The following is a 26,137-nucleotide window of genomic DNA, read 5'->3' as shown; positions in this document are numbered from 1 at the left end:
AACACCGTCGTGGCGCGCGGCACGCCGTGGCACGACAAGCCCCCGGCGGCGGCCGCAGCCGCGATCCCATCTCTTGCCTGACCCAGTTTCTTTGTTCGACCGGAGCACCGTTTCTTCGTCCCGACCTGCCGTCTCCACGACGGCGCGCGCAGTGGCCGTCAAGGATGGCCGTTGCCTCAATCTCTCCCCTCGCCACGCTGCCGCCAGGCCACGCCTTGACGGCCGCGAGCACGGCGTCATGCTCAACGGCCGTCGGACAATCCAATTGCCCACAACCTATCGATCTAATGGTTGCTACATGATGCGCCACTTACCCCAACAACACCGCGTCGGCGCCATTCACGGCTTCCGCGCTGTCGGTGACCGTCTTCTCCAGCGATGGCGCCTGCACCGCGATGTTCTCGGCGAAGAAGCGTGCCAGCGCGATATAGCGCTGCGGGTCGCCGGCCTCGCCACCGGCCTTCACGGCGAGCGCTTCGCCGGCGAGCATGCAGCCGCCGAGCGTCGCGCCGAACAGGCGCAGGTAAGGCGTAGCGCCGGCGAGCGCATCGTTCGGCGCCGAGGCGAGGCGCTCGAGCAACCAGCGGCTGGTGCGCTCGAGCGCGCCGAGCGCATCGCGCAGCTTGGTGCCGGTGGTGCCGAACGCGGGGTCGTTGGAAACTTCCACCTGTTTGACGATGGCGGAGAGTTCTTCGAGCAGCGCCCAGACCGAAGCGCCGCCGTTAGCCCCGAGCTTGCGGGTGACGAGGTCGATCGATTGGATGCCGTTGGTGCCCTCATAGATCGCGGTGATGCGCGCATCGCGAGAATGCTGTGCCGCGCCCGTCTCTTCGATGAAGCCCATGCCACCATGCACCTGCACGCCGAGATAGGCGACCTCGTTGCCGATGTCCGTGGAGAAGGCCTTCGCGATCGGCGTCAGCAGCGCGCCACGTGTGGCCGCATCGCTGCGCACCTTCGGATCCTTCGCGCGCGTGGAAACGTCGAGTGCGACCGCGGTGGCATAGCAGATCGCGCGCGCAGCAGCGGTCATGGCGCGCATCTGCATCAGCATGCGCTTGACGTCGGGATGCGCGATGATCGGATCCGAGCCCTCGCTCTTGCTGCCGACGGCGCGGCCCTGGCGGCGCTCCTGGGCGTAGGCGAGTGCTTGCTGATACGCGCGGTCGGCAAGGCCAACGCCTTCGAGGCCGACGGCAAGCCGGGCCTGGTTCATCATCGTGAACATGCATCGCATGCCCTGGTTCTCTTCACCGATGAGGTAGCCGATGGCGCCGCCATGGTCGCCCATGGTCATGGTGCAGGTCGGGGAGGCGTGCATGCCGAGCTTGTGCTCGACGCCGGAGGGATGGATGTCGTTGCGCGCACCGAGCGAGCCGTCGGGGTTGACCAGGAATTTCGGGATCAGGAACAGCGAGATGCCCTTGGTGCCCGCGGGCGCATCGGGCAGGCGGGCGAGCACGAAATGCACGATGTTGTCGGTCATGTCGTGATCGCCATAGGTGATGAAGATCTTGGTGCCCTTGATGCGGTAGGTGCCGTCACCGGCGCGCTCGGCGCGGCTGCGCAGCGCGCCGACATCGGAGCCCGCCTGCGGCTCGGTGAGCTGCATCGTGCCGGTCCACTCGCCGGAGACGAGTTTTGCAAGGTAGATTTTCTTCAGCTCGTCGCTGCCATGTGCATCCAGCGCCTCGATCGCGGAGAGCGTCAGCAGCGGGCAGAGGCCGAACGCCGAATTCGACGCGCTCCAGATCTCGGTGCAGGCGGCATTGATCGCGAGCGGCAGGCCCTGGCCGCCGAAGGCTTCCGGACCCGACACCGCGTTCCATCCCGCGGCCGCCCAGCCCTGATAAGCGTCGGGCCAGCCCGGCGCGGTCGTCACCTTGCCGTCCGCGAGCTTGATGCCGTGCTGATCGCCGACCCGGTTGAGCGGCGCCAGCACCTCGCTTGCGAACTTGCCAGCTTCCTCCAGCACCGCTTGGGCGACGTCGCCGTCGAAGTCGCCGTAATGGCCGGCGGCAGTCGCGGCTTTCAGTCCGGCACCATGGTTGAGGGCGAGCAGGATGTCGTCGATCGGCGCACGGTAGGTCATGGCATTACTCCCGAGGGAACATTGGCGCCGTCTTCCCACGAAACCATGCTTCCCTCAACCGTCCGGATGACCCGAATTGGGGAGGAGAAACAGTTGAAATAGCCCGACTCCCTCTGTAGACCGGCGTTGCCAGACCGAGAGGGCCGCGGCTATGGTCCGCGCCCTTCGGACCTGGAATTGGGGCGTAGCCAAGCGGTAAGGCAGCGGATTTTGATTCCGCCATTCGGAGGTTCGATCCCTCCCGCCCCAGCCAAAGCCAATGCACTGATTTTATTGTGAAAACCGCCTTATTCGAGGCAGAATTTCCAGCGCATTTGGAAATTCAGTTTGCCGGTCATTTGGAAATTCTGTGCTGGTTTCGTTTTGGTCGGCGGCCGATGCAAGACGTCGCGCAGGTCGAACGCCGCCCAACTTATACGAATTGAGCGCGTGAACGCTATCTGCGCGTTGCAAGCTTTCGATCGCTGCCTTTCACGTCGCATGCGGCATCACCGCAAAACGCCTTCGCCCTTTTGCAGCGTTCAACGAAGCGCGAGGTTTATCTTTGCGATCCGACGCGGGTCTTCGACGTTGGAGAGGTCTGCTGCATTTCGTCTCGAGGTGATGCTGCTCCATCAGCACTCTGCTGATCGAGCTCCTTCTGCGCCAAGAGATGTGCATGTCGCTTGCGGGTCGCAGCGAGCGCTCGCATCATCGTTTCCTTGGCATAGCCGCGATAGGCCTGTGCGGTCTTATGTCCGGAGAGCGCACGACCCTGGCCGTCAGTCAGTTCGGCTTCCTCAAGCTCGGTCATGCCGCCGTGCCGGCAGGCATCAAGCGTAAACAGCTTTGACACGCCGTCAATCTTCTTGCGCATCTGCTGCACCACTTTCTCCATGCCGGGGTATGACCACACTTTGGCATCGCCCTTGCGTTCGCCCTTTTGGATCCGACGCATGATCATCGGGACGCCAAGCTTGGGCAGATGGCTCAAAACGTCCTCTGCTTCGGCATAAAACTTGACGATCTCTCCGTCGAGAGTCTCTTCGAGCGGATGCCAGACCAACACCTTGTTCTTGTGGTGCTCAATGCGCACGGCATGTGGCCAGTTTTTGCTGCGATAGTCGGGCCAAGTCAAAAACCCGGCCACAACGTTCTCCGGCCGTTGTAGCCATTCAAAACAGATCACCGCCACGGCCGCGGGTTCAGGCCGCCCTTCTTTGATGCAGCCCCATGCAAATTTATAGACCTCTTCGCGAGTGACCGCATGCTTCTTGGTCTTGGTGCGGCTCTTGAGGGTGAAGTCGTCCCAGGGATTCGGGTGCTTCTTATCGAACAGCTCCGGATGTAGCCGGCGCATGATCCGCCACACCTTTCGGCAGAGCCCGACCACCTTCTCTCCCTGCCGCAGTCTGATGCCGTTCGGGCCGTTGATGATTTTGTCGTAGATCTTATCAGCGGCTCGGGGCGTGACTTCCATGATCTGCCGTTCGCCGATCCGTCGTCCGCTCTTACCGACGGTGTCGCAGATCATTTGCATGATCCGTTCGTAGTCCGGGCGCGACCGAGGTGAGACCTTCTCGGTATACGCCTTCTCTGTCTTGTATTGTCTGAAGAGCCAGTCAATCGTGCCGTATCGCGCGATCTTTCCCTGGCCTGGCTCCCCCCTGCGCTGGCTGTTCCATTCATCGAACAAGGCATTGAGTGTGGCGGCGCGTCCGCCTTTTCTGTCATCGCCACATGCGGTTTCATAGCTCGTTCCAAGGGGCTCATTCGGCATCTCGCAGCCGAGTTTTCTGTAATGTGTAGGGATGCGGAAGTAGAAAGCGGTCGCCCCACGGGCAAGCCGCCGTACCTCCACGAAGCGTGGAAGTGGGCGCTCCAATGTTACAAATCCTCGGCGAGGTCGCCCGGCACGATGTCCGGCGCAATAGCTCGGTCCAGATCGTCTCTCAACCACAGCTGACGCCTCCCTTCTTTCACACGTGGTCGAGGATACTCCTTACCGACTCGTTTGAGAAAGGCTTCTACAGTTGTTTCGCCGCAATACCCGGCCGCAATTGCGGCTGGCATACGACGCGGCCAAGAGCCTGCAGGAATTATGGCAGAACGTGGTATTGCGATCGGTCTAAGCGCGAACTGGTGGAGGAGGCTTCAGCCGTGTGGTGTGCCGGGGCATCATGCAGACAGCCGCCGACGCTTGAAACCGTGACAGCAGCGAGATCGCGCGAGAAGGTAGAGGATCGTATGAAAGGGAAGCGTCGACGGCAGTCGCAGGTGACAGAGCTGCTGAACGTTCGTGGACGAGGCATTCCGCCCCAGTTCGGTAGCAAGATAGCTCTCGATTTTGCTGACTCTTAATCAGCGGGTCCCAGGTTCGAGCCCTGGTGCGCCCACCAAAATCCCTAAAAAAATCAATAGCTTGCAGACATGGCATCGCTCCTACGATCGCTCGTGTTTGCTTGGGTCACGTTAGGGTCACAAAGGTGCTTCTCCGAGAGCGGATCCTGGTTGACGCGATGCTTTCAGGCGAGCTTTCAAGAGTGGGGGGAGCGTACGTCATAGACCGCAGAGCAGGTCGCGATCATGGTGCGACGGCGCCGCGTACCCCCTGCGGCTAATCCACCATCGGTTGCTAGGGTGCCGGCTACCAGTATAACGGGTTACGGACGTACAGGTGGTTTATTCCCTAGGGCGGCGCAAAATTTTACGGTTGCCCGTCGCGCCGATGGCAACCTAAATTTTGACCGATGCGAAAGGCATTCCCGTGCATTTCGATCCAACACGACAAGAATCAACAGGGGAGGCGGAAATGAGGACACTTGCGGTCATGCTGTGTGCCATGGCGCTGATTGCAACCGGCGTACAGCCCAGACCGTCAAGGAATTTCTCGCCGCGGTCACCAGGAAGTGGACCTCGCCGTTCGAGCCTTTCCAGCTGATCGGCAACATCTACTATGTCGGCACCGAAGGGATCGCCGCCTACATCATCAAGACGTCGCAGGGCCTGATCCTCATGGATACGGCGCTCCCGCAATCGACCGGCATGATCAAGGACACCATCGCCAAGCTCGGGTTCCGCGTCGCGGACGTCAAATACATCCTGAACTCGCACGCGCATTTTGACCACACCGGCGGCTTTGCGGAAATCAAACAGGAAACCGGCGCGCAGCTCGTGGCCGGCGAACGCGACAAGCCGTTGCGTGAAGGCGGATACTATCCGGGCGACGAGAACGATACCGATCTCGGCTTTCCGCCGGTCAGGGTGGACCGCGCCGTCAAGGACGGCGACAAGGTCACACTCGGCGACACGACGCTGACGGCACATTCGATGCCCGGACACTCGCCCGGCTGCACGAGCTGGGAGATGAACGTCAAGGACGGCGGCCACGATCGCGACCTGCTGTTCTTCTGCAGCGGGACGGTCGCGTTGAACAAGCTGGTCGGCCAGCCGACTTACCCCGGCATCGTCGAGGACTACCGAACGACATTCGCAAAGGCCAAGGCGATGAAGCCCGACGTGCTGCTCGGGCCGCATCCGGACGTGTACGGCATGCAGGACAAGCGCGCGCGGATGAAGGACGGTGCGTCGAACCCGTTCGTCAAGCCCGGTGAGCTTGCAGCCTATGCGGAAGGGCTCGAACAGGACTTCAACAAGCAGCTCGCCAAGCAGACGGCGGCACTGGCCCCAGTGGCCGCGCTTCAGGTGCCCGCCACGTCGGTCCCGGTACCAGGCACCATAAGCCCGCAACTCGCCAAGATCGTTGGCATGCCCCCGCGCAACGGTTGGGACGCGCTGCCAAAGACCGGCGAGGAATGGGTGCCAATCGTGCAGGCGACCGCGGCGGCCACGCTGAAAAATCTGCCGGGCATGCAGGAGCGCCTCCACGTCAAGGTGGAGAAGACCGTGATCGATGGCGTAAGGGCGTTCATTGTCACGCCGGAGACGATCCCGCCGCAAAATCGCAATCGCGTCCTGCTTCACATGCACGGAGGGTGCTACGTGCTTCCACGGGCGAGCGGCATGCGGGATTTTGCCAGGATATAGTGGACGCCCTTGTTGCCGTCTACCATCTGCGTGACGCGGAGGTCCGCGGCGATCGAGCAGAGCGTATAGGCATCCTGCGCGCCAAGGCCGCTTTTCTCCCGGATCAGCGCAATCATGTCGCGTAGTGCCGCCTTGGCCGCATCATCGAGATCTTCATCGAATCCCATCGTGATCCAGTCTGACGCCGTCTCCGCGCGCGGCGAGGCAAGGCGAAGATCGCGACGAAGATGGAATTCGAAGGTGCCGGTGAGGGCAGTCTCGATCGCGGTCAAGCAGACTTCGCCGTCGCCCTGGAGCGCGTGGCCGTCGCCCGCGGAGAACAGCGCGCCCGGCACGAAGACTGGAAAATAGACCGTGCTGCCGACGCCCAGCTCCTTGTTGTCCATGTTGCCGCCGAAGGCCCGCGGCTCCTTCGAGGACAGCCGGCCCCATGTCAGTGGCGGCGCCACGCCGAAATTGCCGAAGAAGGGAGCGAGCGCCAGTTCCTGTCCCCAGGACAGTCGCGCGACGTTGCGCGCGCGGTCGAGCGGAATGTGGATGCGGCGAAATTCGGGGAAATCCTCAGGGAGAGTGCCGAGCGTCGGGACCTGGAGGTTCCAGCCCCAGTTGCAGCGCAGCTCGATATTCAGGACGCGTACCTCGAGGACGTCGCCAGGCTCGGCGCCTTCGATGTGGATCGGCCCGGTGAGAAGATGCGGTCCCGGACCGCGAAACGTGCTTGCCAGCACGTCCGCGTGTCCGGGCACGACGTCGAAGCCGAGCGACGGATCGGGCAGATCGTCCGGCTCGCCGGAGAGCGTTTCGATGGTCACACGGTCTCCGGACGCGATCCGGAGCACCGGCTTCAGTCGTCCGTCCCAAAGTCCCCACTGGACGTTTCCCGGAGTGGATCGAAGAACGTGGTCCATGATCCGGCGCTACCTGCCTGCGCTGCTCGCAACCATCGAGGAGGGCGAGGTGACGAGCTTGCTCAGTGCAAGATAGACCAGTCCCGAAACTCCGATGCCGAACAGCCAGCTCAAATCGGCTCCGCCGAGCAAATTGATCGAGACCGGTCCCTGGAGCGCGCCGACCAGGCCGTCTTCGACCGACCATCCGGCCGCCAGACCTGCGAGGAAGGCGATCATGCCGGCCCAGTTGATGTCGCCATAGACGCTTGTTTCCGGTGACCGATAGAGCTCGGCGACGTCGATCTTGCCCTTCCGCTTGACGAAGAAGTCCGCGAGCACCACGCCGGCCCAGGGGCTCATCCACAACAGCAGGCCGATCATCCAATTGTCGAACGCCTTGGCGAAAGACGGCGCAAAGATGAAATACAGCGTGACTAGATAGCCGGCGATGCCGACGATGACGGTGAGCCAGAAGCGCGAGAACTTGAGCCCTGCACTGAGCCCGGCCAGTGTCGCCGAATAGACGTTGAGGATGTTGGTGGCGATGGGGCCGTGCAGCACCATCAGCAGGACCAAGAGACTGACCGGGCCGCCGAAGACCGCACTGACCATCTTGGCCGGATCGGTATCCAGGGTCGTCGAGGCGATGGTCGCGCCGAGAATGCCGAGCCAGACCGTTGGCACGAACATGCCGACATAGCTGTACCAGAACACGGAACGCGACGGCACGCTTCGCGGCACGAAGCGCGAATAGTCGGAGGCCCAGGTGACCCAGGAAATGCCCCAGCCGACGCCGATCGCCGTCGTCAGCAGCGTCAGCATCGCCAGATGCGCGCCCGGCGGCAGCGACGTCGTGAGACTCCAATTGACGACGCCGGGATGGGTCCACGCCAAAACGCTCATCAGCACCATGACGGCGATGGTCGGCGGCACGGTATATTTCTCGAAGGTGCGGATCGCGTAGAACCCGTAGACGCCGATCAAGACCTGCGCCGCCATCACCAGCGTGATGATGACGATCTGGACTAACCAAGTATCGGGAACGCCGAATTGACCGAGGATGCCGATCGAGATCTTCACCGGGAAGTAGGTGTTGACGCCGATCCAGCCCAGCGTCATCAGGAACATCAGGATGCTCGGCAGGTAGGCGCCGCGAACGCCGAACGCGGATCGGCTCAATACCATCTGGTTGACGCCGGTCTTGTGTCCCATCACCGTGAACGCGGCGAAGATGGCGCAGCCGACGATGTTGCCGATCACGATGACCGCGATCGTCTCCATCAGTCCCAGTTTCAGGATGATGCCGAGCGCGCCGAGCGCCCAATTGACCGGCGCGATGTTGGCGCCGGCCCAGATCCACATTTGCTGCGGCCCGGTCGAGTCCCGGTCTGCATCGGGAATTGGCTCGATGCTGTGAATATCAGCGCGAAGTTCGGAATTCCTCATGACATCCCCCAATACGAAGCACGCTTCGCAATGCGCAGCATAAATCGTGCCATTGGGGGCGCGGCCCTGACAGAACTCGCGCCGCTCGCGGATCTGGCGTGCCTCGTGCTGGATTGCTGCTGAGCTTTCAAGCGCGGCCGGTCTCGCGCGCGGTGCCGCTTGCTGCGCGTCTGCGAAACTGCGTTGCTGCTTTGACGTTCGACCGAGGGGCGGACGACGTCGCGCCTATGGGCAGCGCTACGATGATAAATTGGGCAGCCAACTCCAAAAGTGCAGCAGCCGGCGGCAATCCGGAGGCTAGTCGAATAGGGCAGCGGAGCTGTCACGACTGGGATTGCCGGCGACGATGCGCTGCATCATCTCGATGAACAGCGCCTGTTCCCGTTCACTGAGATCGCCGAGCGTCGCAAGGTGCGCCCGTCGCGCTGCGCCCTCGATCTTGACGAGCAGGACGGCGCCCGCCGCCGTCAATCGGCACGATCGTGCGCGGCGATCGTCCTTGTTCACCGTGCGCTCGACCAGGTTCCGCGCGGCGAGTCGCTTCAATGCACCGGTCGTCGTGGTTCGATCGAGGACGATATCGGCCGCCAAAGTCGTCTGATCGGCCGTTTCGCGCACCGCCAGCGCGGAAAGCAGGCTGTATAGCAATGGCGTGACATCGAACGCGCCGCAGGCCTCCTGGAAGAGCGCGACGTGAATTTGGTGCAACCGCCGGATCAAATAGCCGGGGCGTTGAGACAATGGCCAAGGGCGGTGCTTTCCCCCGCTGCGACGTTTCCCTGCTTGCCGCAATGTTCGCTCTCCCAACCTGGAACCCGTCGCGCTTCGTTCGATTCGACTGCGCTCGCCATCAGCGGATCATGGCACGAAGTTTGCTTTTGTAAAATACGAAGCATGCTTCGTAATTCGAGAGCCGGGCACCTGCCTGCGCGAGATAGAGGAGAGTGCCCATGTCCGTCACTGCTAGCTTCGATCTTCTGCTGCGAGGCGGTCGCGTGATCTGTCCGGCCTCGGGTGTGGACGGCGTCAGGGACGTTGCCATCCGCAACGGCAAGATCGCGGCGGTCGCGCCGGATATCCTGCCGACCAGCGCCAAAGAGGTGGTCGATGTCGCCGGCAAGCTGGTGCTGCCCGGCCTGATCGACACCCATGCGCATGTCTATCAATATGTCTCGGGCCGCTTCGGCATGAATGCGGACATGGTCGGCGTGCAGTCGGGCGTGACGACGCTGGTCGATCAGGGCGGTCCATCCTGCATGACGCTGCCCGGCTTTCGCCATTTCATCGCGGAGCCTTCGGCCTCGCGCGTCTATGCGTTTCTGTCCGCCTATCTCGTCGGCGGACTCGAAGGGCACTTTTATCCGCAGCTCTATAGCCCCGACGGTGTTGATGTCGATGCGACCGTCAAGTCGGCGACGGCCAATCTCGACATCGTGCGCGGCATCAAGGCCCATGCCGAGATCGGTGGTTTCGCGCGCTGGGGCATCCGCGTCATCGAAATGGCGGCGGAGATCGGCAAGCGAGCCGACCTGCCGGTCTATGTGCATTTCGGCCAGCTGTGGGGATTGCCCGCGAGCGGCGCCAATGGCGAGGATGCGGACACGATCCTGACGCGCGTGATCCCGCTGCTGCGCGAAGGCGACATTCTCGCGCATCCGTTCACGCGCCATCCCGGCGGCTTCGTCAACCGTGAGGGCGAGGTGCATCCCGTGATCCAGGCCGCGCTCGATCGTGGCCTGAAGGTCGATGTCGGTCATGGCAGCCACTTCTCGTACCGGCTCGCGAAGAAGGCGATCGCCGCCGGCATCATTCCGACCACGCTGGGAGCCGACATCCACGGCTACAACACGCACGTGCCAGCGCCGGCCGGGACGCCCGACCAGCACGAGGACGAGGAAAACCACCCCTTCGCAGGACAGGCCAAGTTCAGCCTGGTCCAGGCGATGAGCTCGATGATGGCGCTCGGCCTGTCGCTGGAGCAGGTGGTGCCGATGGTCACCTCCAATCCGGCCAAAATGCTCGGACGCAGCGAGGAAATCGGCGCCCTCAAGGTCGGCATGGACGCCGACGTCTCCGTGCTCACGCAGAAGAGTGGCCGCTTCGTCCTGCGCGACAACGAGAAGAACGAGGTGATCGCCGAACGCCTGCTTCAGCCCGCATTCTGCCTGCGCGCCGGCACGCGCTTTGACGCAGTCGCGCCAATCTTGCCGCAGGCTGTCGCGGCGTAGGCCGCGCGGTGAAGGAGAACGCCGGCGTGCGCAACGAGCGAGAGTTTCCTTCTGGCAAATCCGGGCAGGGCGTGGGCGCACGGCTACCGCGGAAGGAGGACGACCGCTTGATGCGCGGCCGCGGCCAGTTCGTCGCCGACATTCGGCTTGCTGGCCTCCAGGACGTCGCGTTCGTGCGCAGCCCGAGGGCGCATGCGCGAATCCGTGCCATTCACGTGCCCAAGCGCTATCGCGGCAGCGTCTTCACGGCGGCGGACCTCGTCGGCATCAATCCGATTCGCGCGGTATCGGGACTTCCGGGCTTCAAGATTTCGGAGCAGCCGGTGCTGGCCACCGGCAAGGTGCGCCAGGTCGGCGAGCTCGTTGCGATGTGCGTCGCACCGACGCGGGCCGAGGCCGAGGACATCGCGGCGTCCGTAACGTTGGATCTGGAGGAGCTGCCCGCGATCTACGACATGCTGAAAGCGCGCGAGCCGGGTTCGGCCCTAGTGCATGAGCACTGGGGCGACAACGTCTTCCTCGAAACCACCTACGAGGTCGACATTTCCGCGGCGCTCGACGCGCCGATCAAGGTTACGCGCGAGATCTCAACCGCACGGCAATGCATGTCGCCACTCGAAGGCCGTGGCGTGGTTGCGACCTTCGATCGGCGGCTCGGTCAACTCACGCTGCATTCCGCGGCCCAGATGCCGCACATCACGCGCAGTGGTCTTGCCGAATGCCTCGGCATGGAGGAGGGCCAGATCCGCGTCATCTCGCCCGATGTCGGCGGCGGCTTCGGGCACAAGGGAATCTTGTTGCCGGAGGAGGTCTGCCTGTCCTGGCTGACGATGCAGCGCGGTCATCCCGTGCGCTGGACCGAGGATCGCCGCGAGCACCTCGTCGCCAGCTCCAATTGCCGCGAGCACCATTACAAGATCACGGTCTATGCCGACCGCGATGGGACGTTGCGCGGCATCGATTGTGAAGCGACGGTGGATTCCGGCGCCTATTCGTCCTATCCGTTCTCGGCGTGCCTTGAGGCCGCTCAGGTCGCAAGCATCTTGCCGGGTCCCTATCGGATGCCGGCCTATCGCTGCCGCACCTTCTCCGTCGCAACCAACAAATGTCCGATCCTTCCCTATCGCGGGGTAGCGCGCACCGGCGTGTGCTTTGCGCTGGAATTGATGCTCGACCTCGTGGCGGCGGAGGCAGGGCTCGAGCCTGGCGAGGTGCGGCTGCGCAACCTGGTGCAGCCGGAGCAGATGCCGTTCGACAACATCACCAAGAAGCATTTCGATAGCGGCGATTATCCGGAGGCGATGCGGCGCGCGCTAGCCGCGATCGACATCGACGCCATTCGCGCGAAGCAAAGCCAGGGCGAGGCCGACGGCAGGCGGATCGGCGTTGGCGTCTCGATTTATTGCGAGCAGGCCGCGCACGGCACATCGGTCTATTCCGGCTGGGGCATCCCGATGGTGCCCGGCCACGAGCAGGCATCGGCCCGGCTGACGCCGGACGGCGGCCTCGAGTTGCGCGTCGGTGTGCATTCGCACGGGCAGGGCATGGAGACGACGCTCGCCCAGGTCGCTTATGAGATGCTGGGAATCGACGTGGCAAAGGTGCGCATCATCCTCGGCGACACCGCGATGACGCCCTATTCGACCGGAACCTGGGGTTCGCGTTCGATGGTCATGGCGGGCGGCGCGGTGGCGACCGCCTGCCGCGAGCTCGGCGAACGTGCGAGGCGCATCGGGGCCAAATTGTTGCAGCACGACCCGGCCTCCGTCGTATTGCAGAATGGTGAGGTGCGCGGCGTCAATGGCAGTGTCAGCCTCCAGGCGATCGCCCATACTTGGTATCGCCGTCCGCAGGATCTGCCGGCCGACGTCGATCCCGGCGGGTTGGAGGTGACCCAGGGCTACAGGCCGGTACGCGACAGCGGAACCTTCAGCTACGCCGCGCACGCCGCAATCGTCGCGGTCGATCCTGATCTCGGCGAGGTCGAAATCCTCGACTATGTGATCGTCGAGGACGGCGGCGTGCTGGTCAATCCGCTTGTCGTGGACGGCCAGATCTATGGCGGTCTTGCCCAGGGGATCGGCACCGCACTCTACGAGGAAATGCCGTTCGATGCGTCCGGCCAGCCGCTCGCGACGACGCTCGCCGACTATCTGCTTCCCGCCGCGACCGAGGTTCCTGCACCGCGCCTCGATCACATGGGGACGCCTTCGCCCTACACGCAGTTCGGCGTGAAGGGCATCGGCGAGGGCGGGGCGATTGCGCCGCCGGCCGCAATTGCCAACGCCGTCAACGACGCGCTGCGGCCGCTCGGTGTCGAGCTGATGCGGTCGCCGATCACGCCCCATCGCGTCGTCGAGGCCGTGCTGGCCGCCCGCGCTGTCGAAAGGAGCGTGGCATGAAGCCCGTGCCCTTCGGCTATGAGCGTCCGCGCGATCTCAACTCGGCGCTGTCGATGCTCGCGGCGGCCAACGGATCGGCGAAGATCATCGCGGGCGGTCAATCGCTCGGGCCGATGCTCAACTTGCGGCTGGTGCAGCCGGAGCTGGTGATCGACATCTCCGGCCTTGCCGAACTCAAGCAGGCGGAACTTCGGGACGGCGAGCTCGTGCTTGGCGCCCTCGTGACGCATGCCGACATCGAGGATGGGCGCACGGCCGACGTGACCCGCGGCGCCATGCGCGCGGTCGCGGCCAACATCGCCTATCGCGCGGTACGCAACCGCGGCACGATCGGCGGCTCGCTCAGCCACGCCGATCCCGCCGCGGACTGGATTTCGGCGCTCGCCGCGTTGGGCGCGCGGGTCAGGCTGCGCAGTCTTTTCGGTGCGCGGATGATGGCTGTCGAGGCGTTCGTCCTCGGCGCCCTCGAATCGGCGCTCCAGGCCGGCGAAATTGTCGAGGCCGTCCATGTACCGGCACGAACCGTCTCGGCGCATTGGGGTTATGCCAAGAGCTGCCGCAAGACTGGCGAGTTCGCCCACGCCATCGGCGCGATCCTGGTCGATCCGGCCGCCGCAACCGCCCGCGTCGTGATCGGAGCGATCGACACGGCGCCGATCGTCCTGACCGATGCGGCCGAGCTGTTCGGCGGGCGGGTTGCGGCCGACTACAAGCAACGTTTCGACACCCGCATCGCCGAGGCGCTTCTGGCGAAGGCCGGCATCGACGATGCGGCACAGCGCCATATCCACGTCAGCGTGTTGAAGCGCGCCGTCCACGAGGCCGCCGCATGAACACGATTGCCCTCAACGTCAACCGTCGCGCGGTCGAGGCGCTGGCCGAGCCGCGCACCAGCCTTGCCGATTTCGTGCGCGACAAGCTCGATCTGACCGGCACGCATCTCGGCTGCGAACACGGCGTATGCGGCGCCTGCACAGTGCTGCTCGACGGCGTGCCGGCGCGGTCCTGCATCACCTATGCGGCGGCGTGCGTGGGCGCCGACATCACCACAATCGAAGGCCTCGACGAGGACGAGGTCACGGCCGAGCTGCGCGCCGCCTTCACCCGGGAACACGCCCTGTAATGCGGCTATTGCACCCCGGGGATGCTGGTCTCCGCGCGCGACCTGGTGCTGCGTCTGCCCGATGCCGACGAGCGGCGAATCCGAGTCGGCCTGAGCGGCAATCTCTGCCGCTGCACCGGTTATGTCGGGATCGTGCGGGCGGTACAGGCCGTGATCGAGGCCCGGCGCGCGCGCAACGTCGCGCCGCAGCCCGCCGGCGGTCGGACCAGTCTTGGCCCTGCCGGATCAGGCCAGGCCACGCCCGGTCGAGACGAACAGTCGCCGCGAACTGCGCGGCAGTCGTTGGCGTCGGCCTCAGATCGTAACGCGCCGAACGTCATTCCGGACTTTACCCCGGCGACCATTCTCGATCAGCGCTTCACGCTGCCGCATGCGCCGGCAAAAGTGTTTGCGATGTTCGACGATATCGCTGATATCGCAGCCTGCCTTCCCGGCGTATCGCTCACGGCGCCGCCGAGCCCGAAGCGCGTCGAAGGCGCGATCCGCGTCAGGCTCGGGCCGATCGTAGCGGCTTTCGTGGGAGCTGCACGCGTCGAACGCGATGCCGCGACGCTTTCCGGCCGCATTGTCGGCATCGGCACCGACCAGCGCAGCCATTCGGCGACCCAAGGTGAAATCCGCTATCGCCTGATCCCGCTTGAGGGCGGCACGGCAACTACTGTCGAGGTGTCGATCGGCTACACGCTCACGGGAATGCTGGTCCAGGTCGGCCGGCCCGGCCTGGTGAGGGATCTCTCCAGACGCCTGGTTGCGGACTTCGCCGCCAATCTCGATCGCCACATGTCGGGTGCCGCGCCGCAAGAGGCGGTCCCGGTGGAGCTCAGCGGTTGGTCGATTGTCTCCGACGTCTTGCGTGCCCGGGTCGCGCGCCTCCTTGGCCGTGTCTTCGCCAAGCGAGGCGGCGCGGGATGAACGGATCGGTGTATTCGCGCACCGCGGAGCGACGAAGCCTAGACTGCCTAGAAATCAACAGCGTGGGATTTGGAGAGACAAAATGACACGAGCACTTGGACTTGTTCCGGCAATGGCGGTGGCAACGGCCTTGTTCGGCGGCGCCGCAGCGGCGCAGACCATCAAGATCGGCGTCAACGAGCCGCTCACCGGCGCGTTCGCGGCGTCCGGCACCTACGTCGTCAACGGCGCCAAGATCGCCGCCGACGAGATCAACGCCAAGGGCGGCATTCTCGGCAAGAAAATCGAGCTCGTGATCGAGGATAACAAGAGCAACCCGACCGAAGCGGCGGCCGTTGCGGAGAAGCTCATCACCAGCGACAAGGTGCCCGTCCTGATGGGCGCCTGGGGCTCGAGCCTGACTCTCGCGGTGATGCCGAAGCTGATGGAATATGAGACCGCGATGGTGGTGGAGACCTCGTCCTCGGGAAAGATCACGACGACCGGTAATCCCTTCATCTTCCGCATCTCCCCGCCCTCGGCGGTCGAGGCCGCGGCGTTCAAGGGGATCGTCGACAAGCTTGCTCTGAAGAAGGTCGACTTCCTCGTCATCAACAACGACTGGGGGCGCGGCACGGCCGAGGACTTCAGCAAGATGATGAAGGACAAGGGGATCGGCATCGGCCTGGTCGAAACCATGGACCAGGGGGCGCAGGACATGAGCGCCCAGCTCTCCAAGATCAAGAGTTCGGATTCCGAGACGGTCATCGTCACGACCGCGGTCGACCAGCTGACGCTGATCTTCAAGCAGGCGGCCGCGCTGGGGCTGAAAAAGCGCATCATCACCACCGGCGGTTCGCAGAATCCGGACCAGATCATCGCCCAGGCTGGAGCTGCCGCCAACGGCACCATGCACCTGACGACCTTCCTGCCATGGTTCCCCGACAAGACGCCGAACCCAGAGGCGACCAATTACTTCATCTCGGAATGGAAGAAGCGCGGCTTCGAGTTCGCCGGCTGCACCGAGAGCTTCCGCGGCTATGACGGCATCCGCACCGCGGCGGCCGCGATCGAGAAGGCGGGCAAGGCCGAGCCGGCGGCGATCAAGGCGGCGTTCTGGGACATCGACGTAAAGGGGCTCAACGGCGACATCGTGTTCCGCAAGTCCGGCCCCGAAGGCAAGGAGAGCGGACAGAGCCAGCCGAACGTCTATCTCATCGAGATCAACGACGGCAAGGTCGCTATGAAGGCGCTCTGACGTCAGCCAATCCTGGGCGAGGGCGGCGTATCGCGGCCCTCGCCGACATGCGGATCATTCGGGAATAGAATTTGAACGAGTTTCTACAGCATCTGGTCAACATGCTCGTGCTTGGCGGCACCTATGCGCTGCTCGGCATCGGGCTCACGCTGATCTTCGGCATCATGAACGTCGTGAACTTCACGCACGGCGTGCTGTACACGTTCGGCGCCTACGTCATGTTCATCGTGGTGCAACAGCTCGGGCTGAACTTCTTTCTCGCGCTCCCCGTGGCCGTGCTGGCCGGATGGCTGCTCGGCGCAGCCATCGAACTGACGCTGCTGCGCCCGCTGCGGGGCTCCGACATCGACACCACGATGCTGGTCATGATCGGTGCCTGGATCGCGATGCAGTCGGGCACGCTGTGGATCTGGGGCGGCGTCGCGAAGTCGGTGGCAGCGCCGTTTCCCGAGGCGCCGCTGGTGCTCGGACCGGTGTCGGTGTCCTGGCTGCGCCTGTTCGTGCTCGCCGCCGCGGCGCTCTTGATTCTCGTGACATACCTCCTGATCAACAGGACGAGCCTCGGCCGCGCGATGCGGGCGACGTTCCAGGACCAGGACACGGCGTCGCTGATGGGCGTCAATGTCGATCTGATCTATACCTCGACGTTCGCGATCGGCTCCAGCCTGGCCGCCGCTGCGGGAGCTCTGCTCGGGCCAGTTTACGTGATCTTCCCGCAAATGGGCGATCTCGCCGCCGTCAAGGCCTTCGCGATCGTCATCCTGGGCGGTCTCGGCAACATCACCGGTGCCGTGGTCGGCGGCTTTATCCTGGCATTGGCCGAGGAACTCGGCGCCGGCTACGTCTCCTCCGGTTATCGTGACGCGATGGGCTTCCTGATCATCATCGCGGTCCTGATCTTCCGGCCAACCGGCCTGTTCGCACGCGCGGAGCGCGTCGGATGAAGGCAGCCATTACGGTTCTCGCGGTCGCAGCCCTTGCCACGGTGCCGCTCTGGCTGCGCGATCCCTATCTGCTGAACGCGCTGATCACGACCGGCATCTTCATCATCGGCGCAATGAGTCTCAACCTGCTGCTCGGCTTCACCGGCCAGCTCAGTCTCGGTCACATCGCCTTCTTCGGCATCGGCGCCTATGTCAGCGCGCTGACATCGCTCGGCTTCGACATCGGCCTGCCCGGAGGCGCTCGCCTGGTTCACGAGCCCTGGCCGCCCATCGTCGGCCTGGCACTCGCGATCCTAGTTGCCGGACTGTGCGGCTATTTTGTCGGACTGCTCTCGTTTCGCGTCCGCGGTGCCTATTTCGTCATCGTGACGATCTCCTTTGCCGAGGTCGTCCGGCTGGTTGCGCTGAACTGGGTCGAGCTGACGCAAGGCCCGCTGGCGCTGACCAATATTCCCTCCATCGCGCTGCCTTTGGCTGGCTTCGGCGAGCTGACATTGCGTACCAAGCTGCAGAACTATTATCTCGTGCTGGTCGTGGGTCTTGTCGCCTATCTCCTGATCGCGCGCCTCGTTCATTCGCATTTCGGCCGCGCGATGCGCGGATTGATGGAGAATGAAACGCTGGCCGTCTCCGTCGGCATCGACGTGACGAAGACGCTGACGCTGGCGGCGGTGATCTCGGCCGCGATCGCGGGTGCGGCCGGCAGTCTCTACGCGCACTATATCCGGATCATCGATCCCGAAGTGTTTGCCTTCATCAATACCGTCACCATGGTGATCATGGTGATCAGCGGCGGCAAGGGCTCGCTCTCCGGTCCTGGCGTCGGCGGCCTGATCTTCGGACTGCTGCCGGTCGCCCTGCGTCCGATCATGGCGCCGGAAGCGCAGTGGATCGCCTATGGCGGCGTGCTGATGGCCATCCTGTTCGTGCTGCCGCGCGGCATTGTGCCGTCACTCGCGCAGCGGTTGGTGAGGAGACGAAGCGGGGCGGCAGCGCTGGCGCCGGTGGCCCTCGCGGAAACCGGCGTCAAGAAGGGGGCGTGATGGCGGCGCACGCGGTTGCGATGACGATCGAGCAGGTCGCGGTCCGTTTCGGCGGGCTCGTCGCGATCTCCGACATGAGCTTCACCGTGGGGGAGGGTGAGATCGTCAGCCTGATCGGGCCGAACGGCGCCGGCAAGACCACCGCCTTCAACGTCATGACTGGTTTCATCGAGCCGAGCGCAGGGCGCGTCACTTATCGCGATACCGCGCTCAATGGATTGAAGCCGCACCAGATTGCGGATCTCGGGTTGATCCGGACCTTCCAGCGCACCAGCGTTTTTCCCAACGACACCGTCTACGACAATCTCCTGATCGGGCTGCATCGCCAGGGCAGGATCCGGTTGCTTGATGCCATCCTCGGGCTGCCGGGCGCGCGTGCCTCCGAGCGCAAGCTGCGGAAGCGCGCGAGCGACCTGATCGAATGGGTCGGTCTCGAACGCCGTGCGCATGATGCTGCCGGCTCGCTCTCCTACGGTGAGCAGCGTCTGGTGGGCGTGGCGCTGGCGCTCGCGGCAGAGCCCACGATGCTGCTGCTCGACGAACCCGTCTCGGGCATGAATGCCTCGGAGACCCACCGTTTCGTCGAGCTCATCCGGGACATCCGCGGCCGCGGCATCACGATCCTGCTGGTCGAGCACGATATGCCGATGGTGATGACTGTCTCGGACCGCATCGTGGTGCTGAACTACGGCCGCATCATCGCCGAGGGAACTCCCGAAATGATCCGCAACGATCCGGCGGTGATCGAGGCCTATCTCGGACATGGAGCGGGACGTGCTTGAGGTCCGCGACATGGTGTGCGGGTACGGCGGCGTCGCTGCGCTGCGCGGCATCTCGCTGGACGTGAAGGCCGGCCAACTGGTCGCGCTGATCGGCGCCAACGGCGCCGGCAAAAGCACGACGTTGCGCGCCATCTCGGGACTGGTGCCGCCGCGCTCGGGCCAGATGCGCTTCGAGGGCATCGACATTACCGGGGCCAGGCCACCCCGCGTGCTGGCGAGCGGAATCGCGCATTGCCCGGAAGGGAGGCGGGTGTTTCCGCACATGAGCGTCGAGGAAAATCTCGACATGGGGGCTTACCTCCGAAGCGGTCCGAGTGAGATCGCGGCCGATCGCGATCGCATCTACACGGAGTTTCCGCGGCTCGCCGAACGGCGGCGGCAAGCGGCGGGCACGCTGTCCGGCGGGGAGCAGCAGATGCTCGCGATCGGACGGGCGCTGATGTCGCGGCCGCGGCTGATCATGTTCGACGAACCGTCGCTTGGGCTCGCTCCCAACATCGTCGAGCGGACCTTTGCGATCATCCGCAGCATTCGCGATGCCGGCACCACGGTGCTCCTGGTCGAGCAGAATGCGTTTGCCGCGCTCGAGATGTGCGACCACGCCTATTTGCTCGAGAACGGCCGCATCGTGCTGTCCGGGCCCGGCGCCGAGCTGATCGAGAACGAGCACGTGCGGAAGGCCTATCTCGGTGGATGATCCGGCTGTCCGCGCGGGCGAGCCAGGGTGGATTCCGGTCTGTGACATCGGCCGGCTGAAGGCAGAGACGATCGTCAGCGTCGCCGGGCTCGACATGCTCGTGATCTGGAACGAGGGCGATGTCGTCGCATGCGAACGCGCGTGTCCCCACGAACAGGCGGATCTCGGACTTGGACAGGTCGTGGCGGGACGGCTGTTCTGCCCACGCCATGCGGCATCGTTCGATTTGCGCGACGGGCGGATCTCTTCAGGCTGGCCAAGTCCGCCGTTGCGGCTCTATCCGGCCCGGGTCACGGAAGAGCAGGTCTGGATTGAGGCACAGGGGCGACAACCGCGGCGATGATGACATAGTGCCGGTTGTTTTGCCCGATGTGTAAGGCATTCGCGGCGCGGTCCTGGATCCAGCTGGCGCCGTCTATCTTTGTATGGGGTTGCTTTCGAGCTTTTTTAGTCCAGCAATCGGCGGGCAGCGTCGACCAGGATGCCGTCAGGGCGGCGGAGCGCCTCGAGGATGGTGAAATGGTCGGCGCCTGCGACCGGAATGAGCTTGCCTGGCGCCTGCGCAGCAGTGCGTTTTTCGTGGAAATTGATTGAATCGTACACGAGTGCCGGGAGCTCGCTGCCGCCATAGGCGATATCGAGCCGTTTTGGCGCCACGGGCAGGCGAAGTGGCGAAAGCCTGGCAATCTCCTCGTCCGTCAGCTTCAGCGCGTTGTTCAGCCCGGTATCGCGGATCGGCGCGAGATCGTAGACGCCTGATATCGCCAGCCCGGCGTGGACGCTTGGATGGTCCAGCGCCGTCGCAACGAGGTGGGCGCCTGCGGACCAACCCGACAGGACGACCGGTCCGGCGACGCCGCAGGATGCGCCGTGCGCGGCAAGCCAGTCGAGCGCACGCGGGATTTCGGCGACGATGCCGGTCAGGGACACCTCGGGCGCCAGCGAATATCCGGGAATGGCGACCGACCAGCCATGTGCGGCGACGCCTTCGACGAGCATCGCGAACAGCTCGCGGGAATTGCGCTGCCAATAGCCGCCATGCAGGAAGACCAGGCACGGCGCATCATGCTTGCGGGCGGGGTAGAGGTCAATCTTGTTGTTCGCCCGCTCGCCGTAAGCCAGATCGAGATGCGACGTCAGGCTCTTCCGCAGCCGGCCAGAAGCTTCGTCGCGCTCGGCGATCAGGGCCGCGCTGTTCTTGACGGCCGCGTTGTTGTCATAGGCGGCGTCGCGTTCCGCTCGGGACAATTCGGTCCATTTGGCGCGGGGATCGAGCGGCCGAGGCGTCGAGAGGGTGTCATCTACCATGGAGTCTCCAAAGCTGCGGGCGATAGCCCGTCGCGTGTGACAGAGTGCGAGCGCAGGACATGCCCGGACCTGGCGATACGCGGTTTCGAGCGGAGAAGCATTCTTTTGCTCCTTTGGTGTTCGCTCGCGGCCGGCATAGTCGTGCCTCAATCAGGTCGCCGACAGATCAAATCGATTTCGATCAAAGCATCGTAGGCAAGACCTGTCACGCCGACGCAGGCGCGCGCGGGGAGCCGCCCTAGCCGAGGGGTCGGGGAACGGCCGCGTCGCAACGGGTGCCGAAGTCAGGGCCGTGTCCGTCAGGTTATGTGATGTTGTGGAAGATGCCGTGCTGAACCAAGCCATCGACCGCACGTACAAGATCTGGCAAGAAATCTTGGCGGGACGGACGGCAGAGGCGCGTCATCAACGGCCCACCGGCACTGATGAAGGAGGTTTTGGCTTCTGATCAAAGCCGAGCCTCCGTTCATCTCATCATAACGTGGTGCGTTGAACCGTCGGTTCACTATTCGATTTGTCTCCGGAACATTGCAACCGTCATCCGGTTAGCGACTTAAGTACAGAGGCACATCAGCGCCGGGGACACCTTTGGTGTGGAAGCGAGAGTGATCAGATTTGAGGCTTCTGACCATTTTGGAATGCCACGGGACAGTGGTCGCGTGCGATCCGTTTGTCAGGTGTAACACCTCCTTCAAAGCACCAATGCTGAAAATGCCAATATTACCGAAAAGGAGTGAGCCATGAAATTGAATTCAGCACAGGTAGAACGAACCTTGAGCCAATTCGACGCCAAGGCTCTCCCTGATGATCATCCGGTGGTGCCTCAACTTAACAGCATGTTTGGCGAGCATACATTCTTTCTCGACAGCAGTGGGCTTAACGTTCTGGAACCCGAAGAAGCCTCCGAAGGAGATACCCAAAGCGGCAAGATTGTGAATCTTGCTTCTTGGAGTGACGCGGATCAGACCAAACTGGCAGCGCACGAACCCGAACCGACTGGGGTCGTCGTCATCCTCGAATCGAAGCATTGATCTCCGCTGCGAAATCATCGTTTCGTAGGCTCCTAACACTGCTGTGTCTACCGAAAACTTTATCCGAGTTGATGAGGTGACGGAATCGCCTAAGCTGGAAGAATGATCGGGCTGCTGTGTTTCGTACTGGCCGTCTTGGCTTCGCCTCTCAGGTGGAAGAGCCGGCTTGAAGCAGAGAATGCGGCGCTCCGACATCAATTGATTATCTTGAGCAGGCGCATGGTCGCGTCCGGCTCACGAGCAATGATCGCTGGTTCTTCATTCAGCTCTATCGCTGGTTTCCATCGATCTTGCAGGTCCTCACGATCATCCGGCCCGAGACGCTCGCGCGTTGGCACCGGGCCGGCTTCGCCGCCACTGGCGCCGGAGGTCGCGCCCACGGGGAGGGCGACCGCCGATCGATACTGAATTGCGGGCACTGATCCGGCAAATGAGCATCGATAATTCGCTTTGGGGAGCACCGCGTATTCATGGCGAACTGCTCAAGCTTGGGTTCGAGGTCGCGCAATCGAGCGTTGCCAAGTACATGGTCAAGCGTCGAAGCCCACCAAGCCAGGGATGGCAGACCTTCTTGCGTAACCACGCGCCGGACATCGCCGCCATGGACTTGTTCGTGGTTCCGACGATCGGTTTCGACCTGTTCTATGCCTTCGTCATCATCCGACTGGACCGCAGAAACTTGGCCTGGATCAACGTCACAAAGAATCCGACGGCGGAATGGGTTGCACGTCAGATCACCGAGGCCTTTCCTTGGGATCAGGCTCCAAAATACCTCATTCGCGATCGTGACCACATCTATGGCAGCCTCGTTACGCGCCGATTGCGCGCCATGGGCATCCGCGACAGGCCTACTGCACCAGCCCGCCCTGGCAGAATGGCTTGGCCGAACGGCTGATCGGATCGATCCGGCGTGAATGTGTGGACCACATCATTGTCTTGGGCGAGATGCATTTGCGTCGGGTCCTAAAATCCTACGCCGACTATTACAATCGCGTCCGAACGCACCGATCCTTGAATAATGATGCGCCCGTCACTCGCCCGATTCAGCGAATCGGAAGCATCCAATCACACGCCATCCTCGGCGGTCTTCACCATCACTACACGCGAGCTTAAATTTTCGGTACACCAGGAGATCGCGGTAGAAGGGAAGCATCGGGGCGACGTCCTTGACGTTGAGCACGGCATGTCCCATCCCGAGCGGACCCGTTCGAAATCCGGAGATAGGGCGGCCCGGCACAAACGCCGTATCGGCGAGACGCGGCCGCCAAAAGACCTCGATGCGGTGACCGCCGGGATCGTTGAATGAAATCAGCTCGGTGACATGCCGCTCGTCAGACAGGGCCGCGCTGCAGGCGGTGACCGATACGCCGTTCGCTTCAAGCCGCGCCGCCAGCGTTTGCAGGTCACATTGGCTTTCGACCTCCCAGCCCAAAAAGCCGAGAGATTCTTCGACGCTGTTAGTGACCACAAAGCGCTGCTTTCGGTCATCCATTCGGAACGCGCGCGTCCTGACGCTTTGATCCACCTGCTGCATGCCGAACAAGCGGGTCGCAAGCGTGCTCCAGTCGTCCAGCCGGGCAGACTGCACGCCGATGTATCCAAGCGATTTCAGCTCCATGGCGAACTCCGTCGCGGATCTGTCGAGTACCGCATCCTAGTCGGCAATCTTCGTTTCACCGGTGTCGGCATCATAGCCGTAGATCCAATCGGTGCTAATGGGCGGCGGCGCGACAGGCTTGCGATTGTTGTTGAACTGTTCGCGCGCCTGTAGCTGAACCTTCCGGCCCCTGGGCTGCCGTTCGCGGTCGTATGCCTTTAGCCCGGAGGCGAGATCATCCTTGTGGTCGGCCAGAATCCTCGCAATCGCCAGTCCATCTTCCATCGATTGCGCAGCTCCTTGAGCGAGCGTCGGCATCATGGGATGAGCGGCATCGCCGACAAGACCGATTCTTCCATTGACCCAGGTTTCGAGCGGCTCCCGATCGTAGATGCCCCAGCGGTAGCAGCTCTTGATCTTCCGAAACATGCCGAGCAATGCGTCGTTCCAGCCTGCATAGGCCTGCAGCATCTCGTCCACGCTTGACAGAATTGACCAGGATTCGTCGGCCCATTGTTCGGAGACACGGCCGGCGAAGATGTTCATGTATTTGCCACCGCGGACCGGATAGCAGATGACGTGGCCGGTCGGCCCGATCCAGCCGATATAGTCCGTCGTCTTCAGCGCCACGGCGCCGGCCGGGCCGACTTGCGATGGCGCGTCTTCCATCGGGACCATGGCGCGCCAGCAGATCTGATTGGTAAAGCGCGCGATGCTTTCACCGAATAGTGCCTTTCGCACGACCGAATGAATGCCGTCGGCTCCGACAATGGCGTCGGCCTCGATCTGCGTTCCGTCGGCGAATGTGGCTGTCGCGCCGTCCTTGCTGTTTGTGATGCTCGCACAAGTCTTGTTTAGATGTATCGCGTTCGCCGGCACTTTGGCGATCAGGGCGTCGTGGAGGTCGGGGCGGTGCGCCATCATGTAGGGTGCGCCGAACCGTCGCTGCATCCGGTCCCAGGAATTGCGATAGCGAAGCTCGGCCGTGTCCCACTTCAGCGACACCATGGCGGATGGCTGGACCGCGAACCGCTTCAATTCATCGAAGATCCCAATGGTACGCGCAACCTTGACCGCGTTTGGACCAAGCTGGAGGCCGAAACCCACCTCGCCGAGGCTGGCTGCACGCTCGTAGACGGTCACTTCGAAGCCCCGCTGATACAGGGCCGCGGCTGCTGTCATGCCGCCAATCCCGCCTCCGACGATGGCGATGCGCTTCGCACGATGTCCCAACGTTTTCTCTCCCTGGCCCGTTTCTCTCTTTCGAGGGCTGCTCTTCTGCGCCGGTATAAATTAGACATTATCGGATTGAATTTGACAATAGCAATTGGAGGTGCCATTTTTCAGGTAAATTACAACCGTTGGGAGGCGTCCATGGGGCTGAAGCGCTGGTTGATCACTTCGATTTCGTGGCTGTCCCTGCTGGGGATGGCCACAGCGGCGCCGGCCTCAGCGGCCGAATTCAAACCGAATGGTCCCGTGACTATCGTGGCGCCGTTCGCAGCAGGCGGTACGGTCGATCAGGTTGCGCGCGAGCTTGGCCGGGGTCTGGAGAAGCTGTGGGGCGTGCCGGTCCTGGTCGACAACAAGCCCGGTGCCGGCAACATTCTGGCCGCGACGGCGATTGCCCAGTCGAAGCCGGACGGCCAGAAGCTGCTGCTGGCCTCGACATCCATTTCGGTCAATCCGAGCGTCTACAAGTCGCTGCCTTACGATACGGAAAAGGATCTCGCGGCAGTCAGCTACCTCGCGGCTTCGCCCAATGTCCTGGTGGTGCGGCCGAAGATGAACATCAAGACGCTGCAGGAGCTGATCGAGCGCGCGAAGGCCAGCAAACAGCCGCTGCAATATGCCTCGGTCGGCAAAGGCAGCGCGCATCACTTCTGCATGGAGTTGCTGCAGATCGAGGCCGGCATCAAGCTGACCCATATTCCCTACAAGGGCGTATCGCCCGCTTTGGCGGCGCTGCTGGGCGATGAGATCGGAATTTATTGCAGCGACACGCCCGGTGCGATGGAGCCGATCAAGGAAGGGCAGCTGATTCCCCTAGCGGTGACGAGCAGCAAGAGAGTGAGCGTCTTGCCGGACATCCCGACAATGGCGGAGGCCGGCCTGCCGAACTACAACAACTCGGGCTACGTGGGCGTCATGGCCCCCGGCGCAACGCCGAAGAACGTGCGCGAAGCCATCAATCATGACATCCAGGACGTCATCAAAGACCCGGCCTTCCAGAAGCGCTTCGCCGATCTTGGATACGACATGGTGGGTGGCAGCGTTGATAAATTTGCCGACTTCATCAAGCGCGACGTCGCCCGCTACGGCGAAATCGCGAAGGCTGCCACCATCGAAAAGCAATAATTGCCTGTCGGGGAGGGGCGT

22 protein-coding genes, 1 tRNA gene and 3 pseudogenes are annotated in these 26,137 nt (G+C 63.2%); 16 read left to right on the top strand and 10 right to left on the bottom strand.

Translation table 11 applies throughout. The features are described from left to right. Window positions 1–310 precede the first annotated feature (310 nt). A complete protein-coding gene (locus J6497_RS31025; protein WP_225708039.1) occupies window positions 311–2,092 on the bottom strand; it encodes an acyl-CoA dehydrogenase family protein in 1,782 nt (593 codons plus the stop codon). Window positions 2,093–2,270: 178 nt separating this feature from the next. On the opposite strand from J6497_RS31025, the gene J6497_RS31020 reads away from it, so the two are divergent. Beyond that, window positions 2,271–2,345: transfer RNA gene (locus J6497_RS31020), tRNA-Gln, on the top strand. A 285-nt stretch (window positions 2,346–2,630) separates the two neighbouring features. On the opposite strand, the gene J6497_RS31015 is transcribed toward J6497_RS31020, so the two are convergent. Continuing rightward, window positions 2,631–3,956, bottom strand: a complete 1,326-nt coding sequence (locus tag J6497_RS31015) for a hypothetical protein (RefSeq protein ID WP_225708038.1) — start codon at window positions 3,954–3,956, stop codon at window positions 2,631–2,633. Window positions 3,957–4,883: 927 nt separating this feature from the next. Between J6497_RS31015 and bla the strand changes: the two are divergent. Then, window positions 4,884–5,755: pseudogene (bla, locus tag J6497_RS31010) on the top strand (subclass B3 metallo-beta-lactamase); the annotation flags it as partial. Window positions 5,756–6,069: 314 nt separating this feature from the next. Here bla and J6497_RS31005 read toward each other — a convergent pair. The 3 genes from J6497_RS31005 to J6497_RS30995 all read right to left on the bottom strand — a co-directional run bounded on the left by J6497_RS31005 (window position 6,070) and on the right by J6497_RS30995 (window position 9,162). Next, complete coding sequence (locus tag J6497_RS31005; protein ID WP_376708297.1) at window positions 6,070–7,029, bottom strand: acetamidase/formamidase family protein; 960 nt, start codon at window positions 7,027–7,029, stop codon at window positions 6,070–6,072. Between the two features lie 6 nt (window positions 7,030–7,035). Then, window positions 7,036–8,454 (bottom strand): cytosine permease, encoded by a 1,419-nt coding sequence (locus J6497_RS31000; RefSeq protein ID WP_225708036.1) that lies wholly within the window; start codon window positions 8,452–8,454, stop codon window positions 7,036–7,038. 297 nt (window positions 8,455–8,751) lie between these two features. Then, the gene (locus tag J6497_RS30995; protein WP_376708295.1) at window positions 8,752–9,162 is read right to left on the bottom strand and encodes a MarR family winged helix-turn-helix transcriptional regulator; all 411 of its coding nucleotides are present in this window, start codon (window positions 9,160–9,162) and stop codon (window positions 8,752–8,754) included. A gap of 242 nt (window positions 9,163–9,404) precedes the next feature. On the opposite strand from J6497_RS30995, the gene J6497_RS30990 reads away from it, so the two are divergent. The 10 genes and pseudogenes from J6497_RS30990 to J6497_RS30945 all read left to right on the top strand — a co-directional run bounded on the left by J6497_RS30990 (window position 9,405) and on the right by J6497_RS30945 (window position 20,165). Next, complete coding sequence (locus J6497_RS30990; RefSeq protein WP_225708034.1) at window positions 9,405–10,682, top strand: amidohydrolase/deacetylase family metallohydrolase; 1,278 nt, start codon at window positions 9,405–9,407, stop codon at window positions 10,680–10,682. Between the two features lie 8 nt (window positions 10,683–10,690). Then, complete coding sequence (locus J6497_RS30985) at window positions 10,691–13,084, top strand: xanthine dehydrogenase family protein molybdopterin-binding subunit (RefSeq protein ID WP_225708033.1); 2,394 nt, start codon at window positions 10,691–10,693, stop codon at window positions 13,082–13,084. Further along, entirely contained in the window at window positions 13,081–13,917 is an 837-nt protein-coding gene (locus J6497_RS30980; RefSeq protein ID WP_225708032.1) for an FAD binding domain-containing protein, read from the top strand. Before J6497_RS30985 ends, J6497_RS30980 begins: the two co-directional genes overlap by 4 nt. Then, window positions 13,914–15,119: pseudogene (locus tag J6497_RS30975) on the top strand (xanthine dehydrogenase family Fe-S subunit). Before J6497_RS30980 ends, J6497_RS30975 begins: the two are co-directional and overlap by 4 nt. Before the next feature lie 82 nt (window positions 15,120–15,201). Beyond that, window positions 15,202–16,356, top strand: a complete 1,155-nt coding sequence (locus tag J6497_RS30970; RefSeq protein WP_225708031.1) for an ABC transporter substrate-binding protein — start codon at window positions 15,202–15,204, stop codon at window positions 16,354–16,356. A gap of 71 nt (window positions 16,357–16,427) precedes the next feature. Next, on the top strand, window positions 16,428–17,300 hold the full coding sequence (locus tag J6497_RS30965; protein ID WP_225708030.1) for a branched-chain amino acid ABC transporter permease: 873 nt from the start codon (window positions 16,428–16,430) through the stop codon (window positions 17,298–17,300). Next, window positions 17,297–18,343, top strand: a complete 1,047-nt coding sequence (locus J6497_RS30960) for a branched-chain amino acid ABC transporter permease (protein WP_225708029.1) — start codon at window positions 17,297–17,299, stop codon at window positions 18,341–18,343. The genes J6497_RS30965 and J6497_RS30960 overlap by 4 nt, the downstream gene beginning before the upstream one ends. Continuing rightward, window positions 18,343–19,125, top strand: a complete 783-nt coding sequence (locus tag J6497_RS30955) for an ABC transporter ATP-binding protein (protein ID WP_225708028.1) — start codon at window positions 18,343–18,345, stop codon at window positions 19,123–19,125. Before J6497_RS30960 ends, J6497_RS30955 begins: the two co-directional genes overlap by 1 nt. Next, the gene (locus J6497_RS30950; RefSeq protein ID WP_225708027.1) at window positions 19,118–19,822 is read left to right on the top strand and encodes an ABC transporter ATP-binding protein; all 705 of its coding nucleotides are present in this window, start codon (window positions 19,118–19,120) and stop codon (window positions 19,820–19,822) included. The genes J6497_RS30955 and J6497_RS30950 overlap by 8 nt, the downstream gene beginning before the upstream one ends. Continuing rightward, entirely contained in the window at window positions 19,815–20,165 is a 351-nt protein-coding gene (locus J6497_RS30945; RefSeq protein WP_225708026.1) for a Rieske (2Fe-2S) protein, read from the top strand. The genes J6497_RS30950 and J6497_RS30945 overlap by 8 nt, the downstream gene beginning before the upstream one ends. Window positions 20,166–20,269: 104 nt before the next feature. On the opposite strand, the gene J6497_RS30940 is transcribed toward J6497_RS30945, so the two are convergent. Both J6497_RS30940 and J6497_RS30935 read right to left on the bottom strand, forming a co-directional pair. Next, a complete protein-coding gene (locus J6497_RS30940; RefSeq protein WP_225708025.1) occupies window positions 20,270–21,130 on the bottom strand; it encodes an alpha/beta hydrolase in 861 nt (286 codons plus the stop codon). 146 nt (window positions 21,131–21,276) lie between these two features. Further along, window positions 21,277–21,366 (bottom strand): annotated as a pseudogene (locus J6497_RS30935) (RidA family protein); the annotation flags it as partial. Window positions 21,367–21,870: 504 nt separating this feature from the next. Here J6497_RS30935 and J6497_RS30930 point away from each other — a divergent pair. Then, the gene (locus J6497_RS30930; protein WP_225708024.1) at window positions 21,871–22,161 is read left to right on the top strand and encodes a hypothetical protein; all 291 of its coding nucleotides are present in this window, start codon (window positions 21,871–21,873) and stop codon (window positions 22,159–22,161) included. Between the two features lie 194 nt (window positions 22,162–22,355). Here the strand turns inward: J6497_RS30930 and J6497_RS30925 are convergent, their stop codons facing one another. Next, a complete protein-coding gene (locus tag J6497_RS30925; RefSeq protein ID WP_225708023.1) occupies window positions 22,356–22,541 on the bottom strand; it encodes a hypothetical protein in 186 nt (61 codons plus the stop codon). A gap of 50 nt (window positions 22,542–22,591) precedes the next feature. On the opposite strand from J6497_RS30925, the gene J6497_RS30920 reads away from it, so the two are divergent. Together J6497_RS30920 and J6497_RS42170 are read left to right on the top strand one after the other, a co-directional pair. Then, window positions 22,592–23,056: a transposase gene (locus tag J6497_RS30920; protein WP_225708022.1), complete on the top strand. Its 465-nt coding sequence runs from the start codon at window positions 22,592–22,594 to the stop codon at window positions 23,054–23,056. 23 nt (window positions 23,057–23,079) lie between these two features. After that, window positions 23,080–23,274, top strand: a complete 195-nt coding sequence (locus J6497_RS42170) for an integrase core domain-containing protein (protein WP_376708296.1) — start codon at window positions 23,080–23,082, stop codon at window positions 23,272–23,274. On the opposite strand, the gene J6497_RS30910 is transcribed toward J6497_RS42170, so the two are convergent. Together J6497_RS30910 and J6497_RS30905 are read right to left on the bottom strand one after the other, a co-directional pair. Then, on the bottom strand, window positions 23,192–23,779 hold the full coding sequence (locus J6497_RS30910; protein WP_225708020.1) for a VOC family protein: 588 nt from the start codon (window positions 23,777–23,779) through the stop codon (window positions 23,192–23,194). The genes J6497_RS42170 and J6497_RS30910 overlap by 83 nt on opposite strands. 36 nt (window positions 23,780–23,815) lie before the next feature. Further along, window positions 23,816–24,991 carry an FAD-dependent monooxygenase gene (locus tag J6497_RS30905; protein WP_225708019.1) on the bottom strand — a complete coding sequence of 392 codons (1,176 nt, stop codon included), beginning with the start codon at window positions 24,989–24,991 and terminating at the stop codon, window positions 23,816–23,818. Here J6497_RS30905 and J6497_RS30900 point away from each other — a divergent pair. Then, a complete protein-coding gene (locus tag J6497_RS30900; protein WP_225708018.1) occupies window positions 24,983–26,116 on the top strand; it encodes a Bug family tripartite tricarboxylate transporter substrate binding protein in 1,134 nt (377 codons plus the stop codon). The genes J6497_RS30905 and J6497_RS30900 overlap by 9 nt on opposite strands. The last annotated feature ends 21 nt before the right edge of the window (window positions 26,117–26,137 follow it).

The sequence above is a fragment of the Bradyrhizobium cenepequi genome, from assembly GCF_020329485.1.
Classification (GTDB): Bacteria; Pseudomonadota; Alphaproteobacteria; order Rhizobiales; family Xanthobacteraceae; genus Bradyrhizobium; species Bradyrhizobium cenepequi.
This window is presented reverse-complemented; position numbering and strand designations above follow the sequence as displayed.

Coding starts and splice junctions, on each gene's coding strand:
- J6497_RS30940 (WP_225708025.1), bottom strand. CDS start 21,130: ATGGTAGATGACACCCTCTCGACGCCTCGGCCGCTCGATCCCCGCGCC.
- J6497_RS30970 (WP_225708031.1), top strand. CDS start 15,202: ATGACACGAGCACTTGGACTTGTTCCGGCAATGGCGGTGGCAACGGCC.
- J6497_RS30930 (WP_225708024.1), top strand. CDS start 21,871: ATGAAATTGAATTCAGCACAGGTAGAACGAACCTTGAGCCAATTCGAC.
- J6497_RS30955 (WP_225708028.1), top strand. CDS start 18,343: ATGGCGGCGCACGCGGTTGCGATGACGATCGAGCAGGTCGCGGTCCGT.
- J6497_RS30960 (WP_225708029.1), top strand. CDS start 17,297: ATGAAGGCAGCCATTACGGTTCTCGCGGTCGCAGCCCTTGCCACGGTG.
- J6497_RS30900 (WP_225708018.1), top strand. CDS start 24,983: ATGTCCCAACGTTTTCTCTCCCTGGCCCGTTTCTCTCTTTCGAGGGCT.
- J6497_RS31025 (WP_225708039.1), bottom strand. CDS start 2,092: ATGACCTACCGTGCGCCGATCGACGACATCCTGCTCGCCCTCAACCAT.
- J6497_RS30910 (WP_225708020.1), bottom strand. CDS start 23,779: ATGGAGCTGAAATCGCTTGGATACATCGGCGTGCAGTCTGCCCGGCTG.
- J6497_RS30920 (WP_225708022.1), top strand. CDS start 22,592: ATGAGCATCGATAATTCGCTTTGGGGAGCACCGCGTATTCATGGCGAA.
- J6497_RS31000 (WP_225708036.1), bottom strand. CDS start 8,454: ATGAGGAATTCCGAACTTCGCGCTGATATTCACAGCATCGAGCCAATT.
- J6497_RS30990 (WP_225708034.1), top strand. CDS start 9,405: ATGTCCGTCACTGCTAGCTTCGATCTTCTGCTGCGAGGCGGTCGCGTG.
- J6497_RS30980 (WP_225708032.1), top strand. CDS start 13,081: ATGAAGCCCGTGCCCTTCGGCTATGAGCGTCCGCGCGATCTCAACTCG.